The organism is Nocardioides sp. InS609-2 (genome assembly GCF_023208195.1).
Classification (GTDB): Bacteria; Actinomycetota; Actinomycetes; order Propionibacteriales; family Nocardioidaceae; genus Nocardioides.
The window spans coordinates 2,199,482-2,218,696 of sequence record NZ_CP060034.1; the positions used below are offsets into that span (position 1 = coordinate 2,199,482).

Below are 19,215 nucleotides of genomic sequence, written 5' to 3' on the forward strand. Positions count from 1 at the left end.
CACCCCGCGGGAGGTAGTGAGCGCCGACCCGAGTGTGACACGGTGGCGGACTGGCACGGCGCGCCGCTCCGGATGCCGTGCAGGAGGAGGAACCCGAGATGAACACCACCACAGTCATCGTGATCGTCGTCATCGTCGTCGTCGTCATTGCCCTGATCGGGCTCGTCGCCGCGTCCATGCGCAAGAAGAACCGTCAGGACAACGCTGCCCGTGCCGGCCAGCTCCGCGAAGAGGCGGACACCCGGGCTGCCGCGATCCCCGAGACGCAGGCAGAGGCCAAGGTGGCCCAGGCCCAGGCCGAGAAGGCCCGGCTGGAGTCACAGCGCGCCGAGGAGCGGGCGACGGAGGCCAGCCAGGCCGCCACGCAGCAGCAGGCGGCCCACGAGGACCAGATCCGGGCCGCCGACCGCCTCGACCCCGACGTCGACACCCGGGCCGAGGACTACTCGCCCCAGACGATTCGGGACGACTCCACCACGGCGGCGCCGGCAACCGCCCAGGCCGGCGGCACCGAGTACGACGCCGACGGCCGGCCGATCGTCGACCCGCACCACGTCGGTCCCCGGTTCGACAGTGACGGCCGCCCGATCGAGTCGGGCGAGGGCGGCAGCCACCGCGCGTGATGACCGCGCGGTGAGGCGGGGCTGGGGCAGGATGCGGCCATGAGCCAGGTGCCGGCCGCAACGAAGACGTTGCGCGTGCTGCGGTTCCTGGCCAGCCAGCCCGACCCGGTGCCCCTGGACCGGATCGTGCGCGCCTGCGACCTGCCTCGCTCCACGGCGTACCACCTGCTCAACGCGATGATCGACGAGGGCTTCGTCGTGCACCTGCCCGACGAGCACCGCTACGGGCTGGGCGTCGCCGCGTTCGAGGTCGGCAGCGGCTATGCCCGACAGGCTCCCCTGCAGCGCCTCGCCCGCCGGCATCTGATGGCCCTGGTCGACACCACCGGCTGTGCCGCCCACCTCGCGGTGCCACACGGCCGGGACGTGCTCTACGTGCTCGAGGAGCGGGTCCCGGGCCGGCCACCACTGGTGACCGACGTCGGAGTGCGGCTGCCCGCCCACCTCACCGCCAGTGGCCGCGCGATCCTGGCTGCGCTGCCGGCCGCGCAGGTCCGCGCGCTGTATCCCGACAAGGAGTCGTTCGTCGAGCGACACGGCCACGGGCCGCGCTCACTCACCGCGCTGCGGACAATGCTGAGCGACACCCGGCAACGTGGGTACGCCGTCGAGGACGGCGAGGTCACGCCCGGCTTCGCCAGCGTGGCGGCCGCCGTACTCGATCACAATGCGCATCCGGTCGCCTCCGTCGCGGTCACCTGGCCCGCGGCTGATGACCGGAGACCCGACGTCACCGCCGGGGCGGTTCGGCAAACGGCACGGCTCCTGAGCCGCCGGCTGTCCGGCCGCTGACGCTGAAAAGCCGCCGGCCCGACTCGTGGATTCGAGTCGGGCCGGCGGATCAGGGGATTTGTCAGTTAGCGCGGATGCGGCGACGGTCGCCGGTGACCACGAGGCCACCGCCGGCCACCAGGCCGAGACCGAGGAGCAGGGCCAGGCCGAGGAGCGCCGGGCTACCGGTGGCGGGCAGGAAGCCGTCGTTGGACGGGGTGTCGGAGCCGGTGCCACCCGCGCCGCCACCGCCGGCGTTGTTGTCGCCGGCGTTGTTGTCGCCGCCGTTGTTGTCGCCGCCACCAGCGTTGTCGCCGCCACCAGCGTTGTCGCCGCCACCGGTGACACAGTCGACCACGAAGCTGCCGGTGACGAGCTGGGCGCCACCCGCGGAGACCGTGACGGTGTAGGTGCCGTCCTCGACCACCGGGCCGGTGACCTGCTGCGACTGGCCCGCGGCGACCGTAACGACCTGGCTGACCCCGTTGACGTTGACGGTGAACTCGACCGGGATGTTGGAGCCGGTGTTGGTCAGGGTCGCGGTGTACGACGTGCAGTCATGCGTCACGGCGGCTGCAGGGGCGGCGGTCTCACAGTTCTGGGTGAACATGCTGCTCACCAGCTCCGCGCCGCCACCGCGCACCGTGATCGTGTTGGTGGAGTCCTCGACGAGGGTGCCCGTCACGTGGCGGACCTGGCCGGCCGGCACCGTGACCAGCTGGTCGACACCGTTGACGTTCACCGTGAACTCGACCGGGAGGGTCGAGCCCGAGTTGTCGAGCGTGACGTCGTAGCCGGCACACGACTGGGCGACCATGGCGGTCGGCTTGACGCAGTCGACCGTGAACGCCGACTGGGCGAGCGTCTCGTTGCCGTTGGCGACCGTGATGATGTGTGAGGAGTTCTCCGCCACCGGACCGGTCAGCGTCTTGGTCTGGCCAGCCGGCACGGTCTCCGTCGAGACGGTGCCGTCGATCGTCACGGTGAAGTCGACCGGGACGGTCGACGCCGTGTTGTTCAGCGTCACCGTGTAGCCGGTGCAGCTGTTGGCCACCGTGGCGACGGGCTTCTCGCAGTCGATCGTGAACGACTTGGTCGCCAGCTCCTCGGTGCCGTGCTTGACCGTGACGGTCAGCGTGTCACCCTCGACCGCGTCGGTCTTCGAGATCGGCTGCTTCTCACCGGCGGCGACCTCGATGTCGGTGGAGACACCGTTGAGGACCACCGTGAAGGTGACCTTGACGTCGGAAGCGCTGTTGTCGAGCACGCCGGTGTAACCGGTGCAGGTCGGCTCGATCGTGGCGACCGGCTTCTCGCAGTCGATCGTGAACGACTTGGTCGCCAGCTCCTCGGTGCCGTGCTTGACCGTGACGGTCAGCGTGTCACCCTCGACCGCGTCGGTCTTCGAGATCGGCTGCTTCTCACCGGCGGCGACCTCGATGTCGGTGGAGACACCGTTGAGGACCACCGTGAAGGTGACCTTGACGTTGGAACCACTGTTGTCGAGCACGCCGGTGTAACCGGTGCAGGTCGGCGTGATCGTGGCGACCGGCGCCACCTTCTCGCAGTCGATCGTGAACGACTTGGTCGCCAGCTCCTCGGTACCGTGCTTGACCGTGACGGTCAGCGTGTCACCCTCGACCGCGTCGGTCTTCGAGATCGGCTGCTTCTCACCGGCGGCGACCTCGATGTCGGTGGAGACACCGTTGACGACCACCGTGAAGGTGACCTTGACGTTGGAACCACTGTTGTCGAGCACGCCGGTGTAACCGGTGCAGGTCGGCGTGATCGTGGCGACCGGCGCCACCTTCTCGCAGTCGATCGTGAAGGACTTCGCGGCCAGTTCCTTGGTGCCCTGCTTGACCGTGATGTTGAAGACGTCGCCCTCGGCCGCATGGGTCTCGGTGATCTCGCGGGTCTTCCCCTTCTCGACCAGGTAGCCGGTGGAGGTGCCGTTCACGGTGACGACGAACGTGACGTCGCCGGTGGAGGCGGTGTTGTTGAGGTAGATCGAGTACCCGGTGCAGGTGTTGGCGATCTGGGCGGTAGGCAGCTCGACCGGGGACGGCGGGGTCGTGTCGTCGCACACCTCGGGTCCGGACGCGTAGTAGTCGAGCTTCGGGTCACCAGCCTTGTGGGAGACGCCGCGCCAGATGCCGTCCTCGCGCCACGTCACCTGGTCGTGATTCTTGGCGATGCCGGTGATGTGGCCGTCGGCCTCGTCCTTCGGCACCTCGATGTAGACGTACGGGTTCGTCTCGGAGGCAGTGCGGTGGCAGATGCCGACCTTCGTCTGGCCGCAGGTGGCGTCCACGGTCACCGTGACGTCGCGGAAGTCGCCAGCAGCGACACCGCTCCCCCACTGCGCGTCAGCCTTGACGCGGATGGTGGCGGTCTTGGCCTGGCCGATGTCGAGTGTGCCGGAGAAGGAGTAGCCGGGCGCAGCGAAGGCACCCTGGGCGACCTTGTCGAAGGAGTTGCCCTTCTTCAGGTAGACGCCGATGTTCGGGTTCGTCATCTGCTCAGGAGTGGAGCCGGCCCACGACTTGGCCGTGTAGCTCACGATGCCGTTGCAGTCGACGGTGGCGGTGATCTCGGGGTGGTGGGCACTCGCCGGCCCGGCGATAAGCACCGGGACCCCGACCGCGACCACTAAAACGGCGACGAGGCGCAGCAGAAGCTTGCGCGCACGAACGGACAATGACGATGACATGGGTTTCCCCCCACTCGGACGATGCTCCCAGTCGACTTCGCCGTCTTGGCGAGGCCGCGGACCCCCCGGTCCGAGCACACGACATCGGCTGGCTGATGGCCGACGGACTGATCGTCACACTCGGTCCCCCACCGACCGTCCACGCCTGTTCCACAAACCGGTAACAGTCCTGCGAGCCACGGCCACAGATCCCCGTACCCTCTTCTGACGTGGCTCGTTCATCCCTCGACAAGGGAGGCACCGTGACCAGAGCCCAGCAGCTGCGCCGCGTCGCAGCCGCAGTTCTCGCAGCCGTGGCGCTGGTCGTCGGAGCCACCTTGCTGCCTGCGCACACCGGCGCCCGCGACGGCAGCCTCCTCACGGCGTACGACGCGTCGAGGGTCGTCGCGATCGGGCCCGACCTGGCCGGGGTCGCGCACAGCCACAACGACCCGGCCACCAAGAACGCGCTGGGCCGCGGCGGCGAGGTCTCGGCCGAGACGGTCGACCCCACGTCCCGCCAGGACGCCGCTTCGAACGCGGCGTACGTCGCCCGCGAGCGCGCGCTGCCCGACCCGCGGCTGACCACGGTCCCGGTGATGCAGAAGCGCCGCGCCGTGCCGCAGGACCGCTACGCGATGGCCGGCGGCTGCTACACCGTGCAGGCGCCGAACGGCACCTACATCAGCCGTGACGGTGGCGCTGGTCTCACCACCACGACCACCCGTCGGAGCGACGCCGAGCCGTTCACGTTCCGCGCCACCGACCTCGGCGTCTACCTGCTCTTCGGCACGGCGTCCGACTTCGTCGGCTCCCCCGCCACCACCGGCGCCGCCGCCATGGCCGCCGCGCCGAGCCCCGCGACCGAGTGGACCGCTCGCAAGACCCGTCGCGGGTTCCTCTTCTCCGTCGGCGAGGGCAGGCACCTCTCCCTCACCGGCCACACCGTCACCGTCTCGCCGAAGGCCGTGCCGTTCCGGCTCGCCCGCACGACCGGCTGCACCGCCTACCCCGAGAGCCAGGTCGACGTGAGCGGTCGTCCGCACGCCGGCGTGACGTCGTACCAGGAGGTCCGCGGCTACGTCGACGCGCACACGCACGGCCAGGCCTGGGAGTTCCTCGGCGGCCAGGTGCACTGTGGCAAGCCGTGGGACGAGTACGGCCCGGCGTACGCACTCAAGGACTGCGTCGACCACAGCGTCACGGGTGGCAACGGGGCGGCCCTCGAGGCGCTCCTGTCCGGCGAGCCGACCCACGACCCCGTCGGCTGGCCGACGTTCAAGGACTGGCCGGCACCCAACTCGCTCACCCACGAGGGCACCTACTACAAGTGGATGGAGCGGTCCTGGCGGGCCGGCCAGCGCGTCTTCGTCAACCTGCTCGTCGAGAACAACAAGCTCTGCGAGATCTACCCGCTCAAGCGCAACTCCTGCGACGACATGGACTCCCTGCGGTTGCAGGCGCACGACATGTACGAGTTCCAGGACTACATCGACGCGCAGTACGGCGGCCCCGGCAAGGGCTGGTACCGCATCGTCACGTCGCCCTGGCAGGCGCGGAAGGTCATCAACGCCGGCAAGCTCGCGGTGGTGATGGGCATCGAGACAAGCCTGCCGTTCGGGTGCACGTACAAGAAGGTGCCGCTGCTCGGCGACCAGCCCGCATGCACGACGGCCCAGATCGACGCCGGCCTCGACGAGATGCGCGCGCTCGGCGTGCGCCAGATGGAGCTGGTCAACAAGTTCGACAACGCGCTCTCGGGCATCGCCGGCGACAACGGCACGACGGGTGCCGTGGTCAACGCGGCCAACTTCCTCGAGACCGGGTCCTACTGGGACATGCAGCACTGCGCGCCGGCTGACGGCGAAAGCTCGGACCATGCGCAGTTCGCCGCACCCGACATCAGTGCCGGCCAACAGGATGCGCTGTTCGGCGCGGTCGGCCAGCTGTTCGGGTTGGCCAACCTAGGGACGCTGCCGCTCTACGGCCCGCCGGCGCACTGCAACTCCCGCGGGCTCACCAACCTCGGCGCCCACCTGGTCGACCGGCTGATGGCCAAGAACATGCTGATCGACCCCGACCACATGAGCGTCAAGGCCCGCGACTCCCTGCTCTCCCAACTCGAGGCCAACAGCTACGCCGGCGTGCTGTCGAGCCACTCGTGGTCGACACCCGACGCCTACCCCCGGATCTATGAGCTCGGCGGCTACGTCGCGCCGTACGCCGGTGACTCGACCGGCTTCGTCGAGAAGTGGCGCCGGCACCTGGGCTGGGCCGACCCGCGCTACTACTTCGGCTTCGGCTACGGCGCCGACATGAACGGCCTCGGTGCCCAGGGCAACCCGCGGGGCCCTGCGGCCGCCAACCCGGTGACCTACCCCTTCAAGGGTTTCAACGGCGTCACGGTCGACAAGCAGCGCGCGGGCCAGCGGGTCTACGACATCAACGTCGACGGTGTCGCGCAGTACGGCCAGTACGCCGACTGGATCGAGGACATCACGCACGTCGCCGGCGCCGACGGCCCGGCGCTGGAGGACGACATGATGCGCGGCGCCGAGGCCTACCTGCAGACGTGGGAACGCGCCCAGGGCATCGCCCCCGACTCGTGCCGCAACCCCGACCTCCAGGTCGGCGTGAAGAAGTTCAAGAGGGCCGCCCGCCCCGGTACGACGATCCGCACGCTCATGCACCGGGTCGGCCAGCCGTGGCAGCGGCTGGGCTCACGTTTCGTCTACTGTGCCGGCACCGGGGCCAAGGACGTGAAGCTGACCGTGCGGCTCACCGACAATGGCAAGGTCAGCGCCACGCGGTGAAGTTCCAGGCGATCGCCTGCAGGGCTTCCTCAGCACCGTCACCTTCCGGTCCACCTCATGCAGAGTCGCCCGCGAACGTGCCCGGCGAATTGATGTCCACGGGCTCGAGGAAGCCCCGATCGACGTACCAACGCGTCGGACGGTCAAGAACGATCATCGCGCCACCACCCGGCTGCTCGAACCAGGGGGCAGCGACGCCTTCGCGCACGCTTTCCGGCAGGTTCGACGCGACGCGAAGCGTGAGGTACGGCGCCCCCACATCGCTCGGAGGCTGAGACCTCATCGGGAACGACGTGCCCAGTGCGTACAGGTGATGACCGGTCTCCGATCCGATCGAGTCCAGCAGGTCCCCCGGCTCCAGCCCATTGGTTCCGGGCGCACCGCCACGGCTCCTCGTGCGTCGCACGATCGCCTCACCGGTCCTTCTTCCCGCTCGGACTCCGTCAGGGGCGCGGTGCGAAGCGGGATCGGGGTCACCGCGAGCCGCACTGCCAGGTCGATCGCGTCCTTCGCCGTCCACATCGACTCGTACTGGACGAGCTTCCCGCGACCGAGCGCACCCACCATGAGCTGCGCGCCGTACGGCAACAGGACCCAAGGGCCCTCCGGAGGAGGCGGTGCGCCCGGCTCAGGCGCCGACCCCCACACCACGGTCGCGGGGTCGGCGCCTGCCTCACTGAGCGCACGCGCCAGCTGAGCCGCCCCTTCGGTGTGAGCGTTCACTCCTCATCCGCCTTTCCGAGACGTACCCGTTGTCCACGCAATTTGTCCACGCAATTGGAGGTTGTGCCCGAGGTCGTACTACGTACTGCAGCCCGTCAGTCACGGGGCACAGCGAACGGCGTGAGCATCCCGATGTCGACGTAATAGGCCAGCACCCGGTCGAGCTTCACGAGCAGTCCTCCCCCGGGCTGTCCGAAGCCTTCGGGCACGACGCCCACCCGGCATGTTGCCGGCAGCGCCCGCGAGACGACGTAGCCGCTGCGCACCTCGTTGAGATCGGTGGGCGGCAACGACCGCTGGGACATCGGGGTGTCGTAGAGGTACAGGCAGTGACCGCTGCTGGTGCCGATGTGGTCGAACGGCGCACCGACCGGCACCTCTGCGCCGGTGACCGGCCCGTTCGCCGATGCTTCGGCGACAGCGTTGCGAGCACCTAGGGCAGCCGCGGTCAGCTCGGCGCGGGTGCGGCGGATGTCAGCGACATCGCGCTGCCGCGCCCAGAGTCCCAGCACCCGAGCGGCGTCTTCGGGCTCGGAGAAGGCAGCGAAGGGTGCGAACTCGCCACGGTCCATGCCACCGACGACGAAACCCCCCGACGACGTCGGGAAAAGCAGCCACACGTGGCTGGGGGCGGCAGGCACCTGGTCCACCTGCACACCGACGACCACCTGCCCGAGGTCGGCACCCAGTTCCGCCGCCCGGCGCGAGACGTCGACGACCGACCACCGCTCAGCGTCGGGTTCCTGGTCCGCGGACGTCATCGGGTGGTCATTCGATGGCACCGACGAACTTGCCGGGGCTGGCCGGGACGAGCTCCGGTTGGCTGAGGGCCGCCCGGATGGCCTGGCCGATGAGCGCATCCCACTCCTCGCGTCCACGGACGGCCGACGGGTCGTGGCCCGCGACGTCGATCTCCTCGATCACGGTCACCGCGACGCCCTCCACCTCGATCCGCGTACCCCAGACCAGAGGCGTCGCAGGCATGAAGACCACCTCGCGCTCCTCGCGTCGCGCGGAGAACATCTCGATGGAGCGACCGCTCCTGCTCAAGATGGCGTAGACACCGCTGGTGGTGAAGTTCTCGGTGGCCACCCGGGGGTCCCGCGAAGCCGGGGTGAACTGGTGCGTGACGAGCGACGCAGCGCCGCTCTCCCACACGTCGGTGGTCACCCAGCCGCGGAATGCGACGCCGTCGTACGGCGGCAGCTGCTCGAGCGTCCGGATGAACTGCTCCGCCTGGGACGGCGCAGGGGCCTGTTCGTCGCTCACGGGGTGTCCTCGTCATGCAGGTCGCTGAGCTCGGAGGCCGGCACGCGGAGGTACCACCCGCGTTCGGCGTCGCCCTGGGCTTCCCGCTCCCGAGCCCGCTCGGGCGTTCCGTGGAAGTCGACGAAGACGTGTCCGTCCCGGACCGGCCCACGCACCGAAACCGGCTCTCCGCGCCACCGCGCGGCGACGGTCCGGTGGAACAGCCGACCGAGGGCCTGCCGAGGCAGGTCCACCCACGGGCCCTGAGGTCCGCGACCGAACTCGACGGCGTCGGGGAACTCCTCGTGGTCGGCATGCCCCCGGGGCACCCTCACGTCACGCTCGTCGGAAGAGAGGACCGGGAAGAGCCTACCGTGGTACTCGGCGATGTCGCCGTTGTGCCGGAGGCTGGCCTCCCGCTCGCGCGCCCGGTCGGCGTACCCCTGCTCGCGCAGCCGGGCCTCTTCCGCGTCGTCCACGCCGATGGCCGAGGTGCGCACCGCCCACTCGTCGGTCGGGGTGCCGAAGGGGACGTCGTTGTCGACGCGGTCGACGAGGTCGGTCGGCACCGGCCAGCCCGCGAGCCGGAGATCGGGCTCGCGCACCTCGACGGCGTGGTCGCCCTCGGCTGGCCACGGCCGCCCGTCGGCGCGCACGCAAGCCCAGGTCTGGTCGCCCGGGCCGCTGAGCACCAGCACCCGGCCGCCGCCGGCGACCGGCCGCAGCCCCTCGACCATCACGTCGTGACGCGCGCCGTCGGGTGCAGTCATCTGCGCGGGCGTCCGGCGGCGCACCTGGAAGACCGGCCCCTCGAAGCGCGTGTGCGGGACGTCGACCAGTCGGGCCGGGTTGACCGGCCCTCGGACCCGGCCCTGCTGGACGCCGGTGCCCGCGACGTCCTGCTGCCACGCCTCGCTCTCGCGGGCGCCGATCTCTGCCGGAGTGAGACCGTCCCAGCGACGGGTCACGGACGCTCCCTCAGTACGAGGTGTCGCACGCCATCAGCTCCCACGGTGTTCTCGACCACATCGAACGCGGTGTTGCTCGGGAACAGGATCTCACCCTCGCCGCGGTAGGCCGAGAACGGGCTGACGTCCACGCCGCTCTGCCCCTCCACGGTGATGCGGGTCGGGTTGTCCTTCGAGGGGTCGATGAAGCCTTCGGCGACGCTCGGGCTGTGCGAGCTGCTCGAGAAGGCCGGGTCGTTGTACTGACCGGTGCGGCCGATGTCGTCGACGACGGAGTCGGGCAGGTTGGTGCCACGGTAGGTCGTGCCGGGCTGGGCCGGCAGCTCGGAGATGCCCTGGTTGGTGGCGTTAATCCGGGCCTCCACGGCCGGGTCTCCCGTGGGGAAGCGCAGCTCGGAGTTCATCCGCGTGTAGCCGTCGTTGGTGGTGTAGTCGTGCAGGCCGCGGATGCCCTCGGTGGAGAGCTCGGGGTGCTGGGCGTGCACCTCGTCGACCCACGACTCGATGTCGGGATGGCCGTGCGACAGGCCGTCGCCCGGCGCGTGGGGGATGTCGTCAAACTTGCCCACGTCAGCGAGGTTGTCGAGCTTGTTCAGGTCGCCGAGGTTGTCGAGCTTGCTCAGGTCCCCCAGGTTGTCGAGCTTGTTCATGTCGGCCAGCGCGTCGAAGGCATCGAGGGTGCCCTTGGTGCCCCGCGTGGCGACAGCGCCGGTGCCTGCCGTCAGCACGGCGACGACCGCGTCGGGCACCAGGTGGCCCAGGGCACGGGCGGGGTCGTCGGCCCAGGTGTCCCAGTCGAGCAGGGCCTTGCCGACGTTCTTGCCGAACCCGACCGGGTCCTCCTGCAGGGCGTTCCACATGCCCTCCACCGTCTCGAAGGACAGCTCGTACTTCTTCATCAGCTCCTGGGGCGTGAGGTCGCCGGTGCCGACCTTCCAGGCATCGCTGATCATGTTGACCGGGCTGAACGGGAACATCGTCAGCAGGTCCCAAACCGCCTCGCCGGCACCCTCGATGATGCCGCCGACGAACTTCAGGCCCGACTCCAGCCAGTTGGGCTCCTCGGGTGCGTCCGCGCAGCCGGCCCGGACCTGACCCGCACACGTGTGGGCTGCGTTGTCGAGCGTCGACTTCGCGTCGTTGAACTCCGCGACCGCGTTGTCACGGATCGCCTGGCCCGGATCGTCGAACGGGATGATCGTGAGCGACGAATAGACCCCCGCCGCCAGCTTCTGCTGGGCATCGGCCACGTCCGCGTCGTACGCCGCCTTGGCACTGTCGGTGACCTGGTCGCCGCGGTCGTACTCACCCTCGGCCCAGTCGGCCGTGACCTGGGCGTCCTGCACGGCGTCCGCATAGGTCAGCAGGGCAGCACCGGCCTTCTTGAACCCGTTGCCGGCCTTGACCCAGCGTTCCGGCTCCAGGTCATGCGCGTCGCGGAAGTGGTCGGCCGCCCGCCCGGTCCAGCCCGCGGTGTCGATCTTCGAGAGCGCGTCGCCGGTGTCGTAGAAGACCTGACCCTTGTCAGAGGTGGTCTGCGCCCGGGACCGGATCGCGCCCGGGTTGCCCCGGATGGTGAAGTCGGGCATCTCAGTCGAGCACCTTCACCGCGGCGACCGTGCTCGCGACGCCCTTGAGGGCGTCGTACCCGGCCTTGTCGGTCTCGAAGTAGTTCATCGCGATCTTGCCGAGCCGGCCGGCCATCTCCTCGATGTCCTGGCAGAGGTTGTTGACGCCCTCCTCCCACCGGTTCTTGAACTCGTCGACGGCGTCCCAGACGACGTCACTGCCGAGGTCGTCCTCGGACGGCACCAGATCCTCGACGTCCTTGTCCTTGAAAAGCTTGAGGGTGTCGTTGAGGCCCTGGGCGGCCTTGCCCATGCTCTGGAGGTCGACCTCGAAGTCGTACGACGGCATGGCCGGAGGCTTCCCATCTACAGGCATTCCAAACTCGGATGTTTTGGCGCTTCAAACATGGGGGACGATGTGCGGGACGCAAGGAGAGACCGTTGACCATTTCGCTCGAGTACGGCGAGATCAGCGACGCCGCCAAGACCGTGGCCGAGGGAGTCGCCCCCCTCCGGGACCTGTTGACCGACCTCAGCGACTCGATCGAGACCGCGTCGGCCGGGTTCAAGGGCCAGGCCGCCGCCGGCATGGGCGAGGCGGTCATGTCGTGGTTCCAGGTGGCCGGCACGCTCGGGCCCATCCTCGAGGGCTACGCCGGCGCCCTGGTCGGCGTCGCCAACGAGCACATCACCAACGACGGCAACCAGGTCGACCGGCACTCCCACCTGGCCGCCCGGCTCGGGGGCGAGTGATGAGCGAGCGCGGGCTCGTCGTGCACCAGGGGTCGCTGAGCGACATCGAGACTGCCATGGCGACAGCGACGCAGGCGGTCACCAACCACCTCATCAGCCTCCTCGACACGGTCAACGCGCAGACACCCACCTGGACGTATGAGACTCCGTCGAGGATCGCCCAGCAGGAGCAGGAGCAGAGACTGCGTGACGGCATCACCCGGCTCACGGATGCGCTCGACAGCATCAAGGCGGCCGTCGCCACCTATCGGGAGGACGCGCAGGAGATCGAGATCGAGAACGTCGCCATCGTCGGCTGAGGTCCGGCTCCCCACGCCCGGCCGCATTGAGGCAAGGTGGGCGTCGTGACCGACGAGACGCCCGACCCGCACGACTGGTTGCTCGGCAAACACGAGCGCGGAAACGCCCAGACGACGCTCGACGACCAGCACCCGGGCGACCGGGCCTGGTCGGACGGCAACCACGTGCGACCGCTCATCCACGGGACGACGTACTTCGCCGAGCTCTTCGAACGCATCGAGGAGACACGCGACGGAGACCTGCTCCTCTTCACCGACTGGCAGGGTGACGCCGACGAGAGGCTGACCGGCGATCCGGGCAGTGAGGTCGTCGAGGTGCTCGGGCGGGCCGACGAAAGGGGAGTCGACGTACGCGGCCTGGTCTGGCGGTCGCACCTGGGCTTCACCGCTGGTGAGAACCGCCTGCTGGGCAAGTCGCTGCAGAAGCGTGGCGCCGAGGCGCTGCTGGACATGCGGATCCGGCTGGGCGGCTCGCACCACCAGAAGCTGGTGGTCATCCGCTATCGCGACGACCCGTCTCGTGACGTCGCGTACGTCGGCGGCATCGACCTCTGCCACTCGCGCCGCGACGACATCGACCACGACGGCGACTCGCAGGCGCTGACGTCGATGGCCGACGAGTACGGCGACACACCTCCGTGGCACGACGTGATGGCCGCGATCAGCGGACCGGCCGTGCACGACGTCGAGACCGTCTTCCGCGAGCGCTGGGAGGATCCCACCCGGCTGAGCCGAAACCCGATCCTGTTCACCAAGGACCGGTTGTTCGGCATGGACGTGAGCCCCGACCCGCTGCCTGCACAGGCTCCACCTCCCCCGCCGGTCGAGGGCGGCACGCACGCCGTGCAGCTGCTGCGGACCTACCCCAACCTGCGTCACGGCCGGGACTACCCCTTCGCTCGCGGCGGCGAGCGCAGCGTGGCCCGCGGCTACACGAAGGCGGTGACGAAGGCACGACGACTGATCTACGTGGAGGACCAGTACCTCTGGGGCCACCATGTGGGGGACGTGTTCACCCAGGCACTGAAGGACAACCCAGACCTGCACGTGATCGCCGTGGTCCCGATCTACCCCGATCTTCCGGGCAAGCTGGGCCGGGTTCCCGAGCAGCTCGGGCGCCGCCGAGCCATGCTGGAGATGATGGAGGCGGCACCCGACCGGGTCGCGGTCTACGGCATCGAGAACGCCGCCGGGACGCCGATCTACGTGCACGCGAAGGCCTGTCTCATCGACGACACCTGGGCCTCGATCGGCTCCGACAACTTCAACCGGCGCTCCTGGACCCACGACTCCGAGCTCTCGGCCGTGGTGGTCGACTCCGAGGGCGAGTACGCCCGAAGGCTGCGCCTCACGCTCGCCGCCGAGCACCTCGACCGCGATGCCGACGCCATGGATGACTGCATCGACCCCGAAGGCATGTACGCCGCGTTCCGCGACACCGCCGCCCGCCTCGATGCGTGGCACGCCGGTGGCCAGGTCGGACCGAAGCCGGCCGGGCGGCTGCGGAAGGTCGATCCGCCGGACCTCGGGCCAGTAGCCCGCACGCTCGCGCTTCCGGCGTACCTGGTGCTGCACGATCCGGACGGCAGGCCGGGGCCGCTGCGTAAGCGCGACGAGTTCTGACTCAGCTCGGACACTCCCGGGCGCCGGGCATTCTTGTCGTTTAACTGGAGTTAGTTACTCTGATTACATGTCTCAGCGTGACACCTACGGCCTTGCCATGTCCTGCGGTCAGGACGCGGCTGCGGCGTACGACGAAGGGCTGCATGTCGTGCTCCGGCTGGGGCAGGGCGCGACCGCGGCGTTCGCGCGCTCGGTAGTGCTCGAACCCGGCTTCGCGCTGGGCCACGCGGCGCTGGCGCTGATGGGTCACGAGATGTGCGCGCCGGTCGACATCGCAGCCCGGCTGCGAGATGCCCGGCACCTGGCCGAAACGGCGACCGAGCGCGAGCGCAGCCACGTGCACGCCATCGACAGCCACCTCCACGGCGACCCCGGTCCCCTCGTGCGGCACCTCGAGACGTGGCCGGTCGACGCGCTGCTCCTGTCGACGGCGATGCCGACAATCGCGTTCGCTGGCGTCACCGAGGTGCCCGAGCAGGCATGGTGGATCGTCGAGCGCGCAGCCCCGGGGTACGGCAACGACTGGTGGTACGCCGGCCTGCTGGCGTTCGTGCGGCAGGAGCAGGGCCGCTTCGACGAAGCCATGGATCTCTCCCGCACCTCATTGGCGGAGGAGCCGCGGGCCGGGCACTCGGCCCACGCGCGGGCGCACGCGCACTACGAGACCGGCGACCACGAGGCAGGGCTGGCGTGGATGTCCGATTGGGTGACGGGTGACGGCGCCAGCACCGACAGCCTCAGCCACTTCTCGTGGCACGCCGCCCTGCACGAGCTCTCGATGGGCGACCTCGACGCCGTACGCCGCCGCTACGAGACCCAGCTGCGACCCGACACGACGATCGGCTGTCGTTCGCTGGTCGACAGCGCCTCGCTGCTCTTTCGCTGGGCACTGACGCCCGGCGCCGACGACGTACCCGCCATGACAGAGGTGATCGCGCAGCTCGAGCAGCAGAAGCTGCACCGGCCGGCCAGCCCGTTCCTCGCGATGCACGCCGCCATCGCACTGCTCGCGACCGAGGACCGGGGCGGGCTCGTGTCGCTCGAACGCTGGGCGGCCGCGCACGAGCACCCGACCCAGGCAGGCGTGATCGCGCCGCTGGCCCGATCGCTGCGGCTGATGCTGGACGGCGCCTGCGACCAGGCGGCCGATGGTCTGCGCGATCTCGGGCCCCAGACGTGGCGGCTGGGCGGCTCCGACGCGCAGCGCGAGGTGATCGAGGAGGCCCGGATCGCCGCACTCCTGCGTGCGGGGCGGTACGACGAGGCACGCGACCTGATCGACGCCCGCCTCGACAGGCGGCACTGCCGGCGGGACGAGCTGTGGCGTCGCGAGGCTGAAGTTACCCACGCGTAGGATTCTTCTCACCTGCGCGGGGCCTGCCATGGCGACGTACGTCGCAATAGGCTCCGCCTGACGTCCGGCGACCGGGCGTCAGACCGCCTGAACGAGGAGCACTGCCTTCATGCAGATCTTTGCCATCGTCGTCTCGCTGGCGCTCACGGTTGCCGCGCTCGCGTTGCTGGTGCCGGCCGTGCGCACGATGCTCGGTGTCATCCGCACCGGCCAGCCGGCGCCGGGTCGCAGCGGCAACCCGGTGGGCCGCACCGTCACGATGCTCAAGGAGACGGTGCTCCACACGCGGATGCTGCAGTGGACCGTCGTCGGCGTCATGCACTGGTTCGTCTTCGCGGCGTTCATCTTCCTCAGCACCGCGGTGCTCGCGGCGTACTTCCAGCTCTTCAAGCCCGACTTCGCCTGGCCGATCGTCGGCCACTGGTACCCGTTCGAGTGGTTCAGCGAGCTCATCGGCCTCCTCAGCACGGTCGGCATCGTCTTCCTCATCGTCTACCGGCAGCGTCACCACCCGCGGACCGAGGGGCGCAAGAGCCGGTTCTTCGGCTCGACGATGTGGCAGGCGTACTTCGTCGAGGCGCTGGCGCTTCTGGAAGGGTCGGCGATCCTGTTCGTACGCGCCGCGGAGTGGAAGCTCGACGAGGAGGGCGGCCGGTCGCACTACCCGATCGCGTCGTGGCTCGGCGACGCGGTCTACCCCGTCTCGCCCGGCTCGCTCGAGAACCTCATCTACTTCATCGCGATGTTCAAGATCGCGCTGGCGATGGTCTGGCTGATGGTGATCGCCCGCAACCTCACGATGGGTATCGCCTGGCACCGGTTCACCGCGTGGTTCAACATCTTCTACAAGCGCGAGTCTGACGGAAGTACGGCGTTGGGCGCCATGAAGCCGCTCACCTCCGCGGGCGTGCCGATCACCCTCGATGACATCGAGGAGCTGGACGAGGACTCCACGCTCGGCGTCGGCCAGGTCGAGGAGTTCTCGTGGAAGGGCATCCTCGACTTCACGACCTGCACCGAGTGCGGGCGCTGCCAGTCGCAGTGCCCCGCCTGGAACACCGAGAAGCCGCTCTCGCCCAAGCTCCTGATCACCGCGCTGCGCGATCACGCGTACGCCAAGGCGCCGTACGTGCAGGCCGGCGGTGAGGGCAGCGCGGCCGCCACCGCACTGCTCGAGAACGACGAGGTGCTCGCTCGCGAGGCACAGCGCCCGCTGGTCGGCGACACCGGCGACGGCTGGTTCTACAACCCCGACGACGGCTCGGCCGTCATCGACTCCGAGGTGCTGTGGAACTGCACGTCCTGCGGCGCGTGCGTGCAGCAGTGCCCGGTCGACATCGAGCACGTAGACCACATCATGGACATGCGCCGGCACCAGGTGCTGGTCGAGTCGAACTTCCCGGCCGAGCTCAACCAGCTCTTCAAGGGCCTGGAGAACAAGGGCAACCCCTGGAACATGTCGACCACCGCCCGGATGGACTGGGCCAAGGACCTGCCGTTCGAGGTGAAGGTCGTCGGCGGTGACGCTCCCGGTGACCCAGAGTCGCTCGACGAGGTCGACTGGCTGTTCTGGGTCGGCTGCGCCGGCGCCTATGAGGACCGCGCCAAGAAGACGACCCGCGCCGTCGCGGAGCTCCTCGACATGGCGGGCGTGAGCTTCGGCGTACTCGGCAACGGCGAGACCTGCACCGGTGACCCCGCACGCCGGGCCGGCAACGAGTTCGTGTTCCAGGGTCTCGCTGCGCAGAACGCCGAGACCTTCAAGGAGTACAAGGTCAAGAAGGTCGTCTCGACCTGCGCCCACTGCTTCAACACGTTGAAGAACGAGTACAAGGACTTTGGCGTCGAGCTCGAGGTCGTGCACCACACGCAGCTGCTGAACCGGCTCGTCCGCGAGGGCAAGCTCACTCCCGTCAAGGACGGCGCGGGCGCATCGCCTCGCAAGATCACCTACCACGACCCGTGCTTCCTGGGCCGGCACAACCAGGTCTACAGCCCGCCGCGCGACCTCCTGCAGGTGCTGCCCGGTGCGGAGTACGCCGAGATGGAGCGAAACTCCGAGAAGTCCTTCTGCTGCGGCGCCGGCGGCGCCCGCATGTGGATGGAGGAGAAGATCGGCGAGCGGATCAACCTCAACCGCACCAAGGAGGCAGTCGGCACCGGTGCCGACCAGATCGCCGTCGGTTGCCCCTTCTGCCGGGTGATGCTCTCCGACGGGCTCACCTCCGAGCAGGCCAGCGGCAACGCCCGCGAAGAGGTCGAGGTCCTCGACGTCGCGCAGATGCTGCTGGCGTCGGTCAAGGGCGAGTCGGCGACGCGTACGAAGAAGTCCGACCGTCCCGCCAAGGCACCAGCTGCCGCCGGCGCCACTGAGCCGCAGGTCGAGGAAGGCGCGCAAGCGCCTGTCTCGAAACCGGACGAGGCCACGCAGGCCGAGCCCGAGGCCGGCGACGTCACCCAGACGGAGGAGACCGTCACCGAGCCTGCCGATGTCGGCCCCGCTGCCAAGGCGAGTGGTGGTTCGTCGCTCTTCGACGTCGGAGATGAGTCTCCGGCTGCTGGGGAGAAGACGGCGTCGAAGGCCGCGCAGCCGACGGCCAAGGCCGAAGCCGAGCCCGCGAAGGAGCCCGAGCCCGCAGCGCCCGCTGCTGGTGGCTCCCTCTTCGATGTCGGCGACGAGTCTCCTGCCGCTGAGGAGAAGGCCGCGCAGCCGACGGCCAAGGCCGAAGCCGAGCCCGCTAAGGAGCCCGAGCCCGCAGCGCCCGCTGCTGGTGGCTCGCTGTTCGACGCCGCCGCGACCGATGCCCCGGCTGCACCGAAGGCCACGGAGCCTGAGGCCAAGTCCGAGCCCGAAGCCACGACCGCTCCGGAGCCCGAGCCCACGCCCGCAGCGGCCTCTGGCTCGCTGTTCGACATCGCGGCGCCCGAGCCGGTCGGTGCCGCTGCAGCTGCAGCCAAGGAGTCCGCGGCTGAGATCAAGGACGAGCCCGAGGAACAGGCGAAGGCGGAAGTTGAGCCCGGGCCCGAGCCTGCGAAGGAGGAGCCGAAGGCCGAGGCGACCCCCGCCGCCGAGCCCCAGACCTCCATCCCGGAGGGGGGCTCACTCTTCGACATCACCGCCCCCGAGCCGGCCGCACCAGCAGCCAAGGCCGAGCCGGAACACGGGGCCGAGACCAAGGACGCCGCCCCCGAGGCCGAGGCCACGGACGAGCCTGAGAACGAGCCGGTCGCGAGCGCGGACCCCGAACCGGAACCGGAGCCCACGCCCGAGGCAAAGGACGAGAAGCCCGAGCCAGAGCCGCGCGTCGAGGCCCTCCAGAAGCCTGCTTCCGCGCCGGCGGCAGCACCGCAGACGAGCATCCCCGAAGGTGGTTCCCTGTTCGACATCACCGCCCCGGAGCCGACGCCACCTTCTGCTGCGCCGGCCGTTGAGCCCGAACCTGAGCCCGCGGCCAATGACGACGAGCCCGAAGCTGAGCCAGCGACGACCGCGTCTGATGACTCGCTGTCAGCGGGCGCGGCGTTGAGCCAAGCCGCGACGTTCGGTTTTGCCGACACGAGCGAGCCCCAGGCTGAGGACAAGGTCGAGCCCGAGTCCGACGCGGAGCAGGAGCCCGACGACACGGAAGAAGAAGCCGAGTCGACATCGGTTCCGGAGGACGACGCCGAGGAAGCAGAGCCCGCAGCGGCCGAGCAGCCGAAGTCGTCGGGCAACGCCCACGCACCACGTACGGACGTGGACATCAACGAGTCCGGGTCACTGTTCGACCTCTGACCGCC

The 19,215-nt window shown here is 69.5% G+C and carries 15 protein-coding genes; 8 read left to right on the forward strand and 7 right to left on the reverse strand.

Annotated features, from left to right (window positions below; translation table 11 throughout):
• Window positions 1–98: 98 nt before the first annotated feature.
• Together H4Q84_RS11470 and H4Q84_RS11475 are read left to right on the forward strand one after the other, a co-directional pair.
• Window positions 99–623 (forward strand): hypothetical protein, encoded by a 525-nt coding sequence (locus H4Q84_RS11470; protein WP_248583517.1) that lies wholly within the window; start codon window positions 99–101, stop codon window positions 621–623.
• Window positions 624–662: 39 nt separating this feature from the next.
• Window positions 663–1,415, forward strand: a complete 753-nt coding sequence (locus tag H4Q84_RS11475; protein ID WP_248583518.1) for an IclR family transcriptional regulator — start codon at window positions 663–665, stop codon at window positions 1,413–1,415.
• 61 nt (window positions 1,416–1,476) lie between these two features.
• On the opposite strand, the gene H4Q84_RS11480 is transcribed toward H4Q84_RS11475, so the two are convergent.
• The gene (locus H4Q84_RS11480) at window positions 1,477–4,107 is read right to left on the reverse strand and encodes a hypothetical protein (RefSeq protein WP_248583519.1); all 2,631 of its coding nucleotides are present in this window, start codon (window positions 4,105–4,107) and stop codon (window positions 1,477–1,479) included.
• A gap of 209 nt (window positions 4,108–4,316) precedes the next feature.
• Here H4Q84_RS11480 and H4Q84_RS23165 point away from each other — a divergent pair, with 209 nt between their 5' ends.
• A complete protein-coding gene (locus H4Q84_RS23165; RefSeq protein WP_282580335.1) occupies window positions 4,317–6,899 on the forward strand; it encodes a hypothetical protein in 2,583 nt (860 codons plus the stop codon).
• A 55-nt stretch (window positions 6,900–6,954) separates the two neighbouring features.
• Here the strand turns inward: H4Q84_RS23165 and H4Q84_RS11490 are convergent, their stop codons facing one another.
• The 6 genes from H4Q84_RS11490 to H4Q84_RS11515 all read right to left on the reverse strand — a co-directional run bounded on the left by H4Q84_RS11490 (window position 6,955) and on the right by H4Q84_RS11515 (window position 11,755).
• Complete coding sequence (locus H4Q84_RS11490; RefSeq protein WP_248583520.1) at window positions 6,955–7,305, reverse strand: TNT domain-containing protein; 351 nt, start codon at window positions 7,303–7,305, stop codon at window positions 6,955–6,957.
• A gap of 412 nt (window positions 7,306–7,717) precedes the next feature.
• On the reverse strand, window positions 7,718–8,383 hold the full coding sequence (locus tag H4Q84_RS11495) for a glycohydrolase toxin TNT-related protein (protein WP_248583521.1): 666 nt from the start codon (window positions 8,381–8,383) through the stop codon (window positions 7,718–7,720).
• A gap of 7 nt (window positions 8,384–8,390) precedes the next feature.
• Window positions 8,391–8,891: a hypothetical protein gene (locus H4Q84_RS11500; RefSeq protein WP_248583522.1), complete on the reverse strand. Its 501-nt coding sequence runs from the start codon at window positions 8,889–8,891 to the stop codon at window positions 8,391–8,393.
• Complete coding sequence (locus H4Q84_RS11505; RefSeq protein ID WP_248583523.1) at window positions 8,888–9,838, reverse strand: hypothetical protein; 951 nt, start codon at window positions 9,836–9,838, stop codon at window positions 8,888–8,890. The genes H4Q84_RS11500 and H4Q84_RS11505 overlap by 4 nt, the downstream gene beginning before the upstream one ends.
• Entirely contained in the window at window positions 9,835–11,427 is a 1,593-nt protein-coding gene (locus H4Q84_RS11510) for a putative T7SS-secreted protein (RefSeq protein ID WP_248583524.1), read from the reverse strand. The genes H4Q84_RS11505 and H4Q84_RS11510 overlap by 4 nt, the downstream gene beginning before the upstream one ends.
• Before the next feature lies 1 nt (window position 11,428).
• On the reverse strand, window positions 11,429–11,755 hold the full coding sequence (locus H4Q84_RS11515) for a hypothetical protein (protein ID WP_248583525.1): 327 nt from the start codon (window positions 11,753–11,755) through the stop codon (window positions 11,429–11,431).
• Between the two features lie 92 nt (window positions 11,756–11,847).
• Here H4Q84_RS11515 and H4Q84_RS11520 point away from each other — a divergent pair, with 92 nt between their 5' ends.
• From H4Q84_RS11520 to H4Q84_RS11540, 5 genes are all read left to right on the forward strand, one after another.
• Window positions 11,848–12,159, forward strand: coding sequence for a WXG100 family type VII secretion target (locus H4Q84_RS11520; protein WP_248583526.1), 312 nt, complete (start codon window positions 11,848–11,850; stop codon window positions 12,157–12,159).
• Complete coding sequence (locus tag H4Q84_RS11525) at window positions 12,159–12,458, forward strand: hypothetical protein (RefSeq protein ID WP_248583527.1); 300 nt, start codon at window positions 12,159–12,161, stop codon at window positions 12,456–12,458. Before H4Q84_RS11520 ends, H4Q84_RS11525 begins: the two co-directional genes overlap by 1 nt.
• A 45-nt stretch (window positions 12,459–12,503) precedes the next feature.
• On the forward strand, window positions 12,504–14,081 hold the full coding sequence (locus tag H4Q84_RS11530) for a phospholipase D family protein (protein ID WP_248583528.1): 1,578 nt from the start codon (window positions 12,504–12,506) through the stop codon (window positions 14,079–14,081).
• A 67-nt stretch (window positions 14,082–14,148) separates the two neighbouring features.
• Window positions 14,149–15,435, forward strand: coding sequence for a pyridine nucleotide-disulfide oxidoreductase (locus H4Q84_RS11535; protein WP_248583529.1), 1,287 nt, complete (start codon window positions 14,149–14,151; stop codon window positions 15,433–15,435).
• A 109-nt stretch (window positions 15,436–15,544) separates the two neighbouring features.
• Complete coding sequence (locus H4Q84_RS11540; protein ID WP_248583530.1) at window positions 15,545–19,210, forward strand: (Fe-S)-binding protein; 3,666 nt, start codon at window positions 15,545–15,547, stop codon at window positions 19,208–19,210.
• Window positions 19,211–19,215 lie beyond the last annotated feature (5 nt).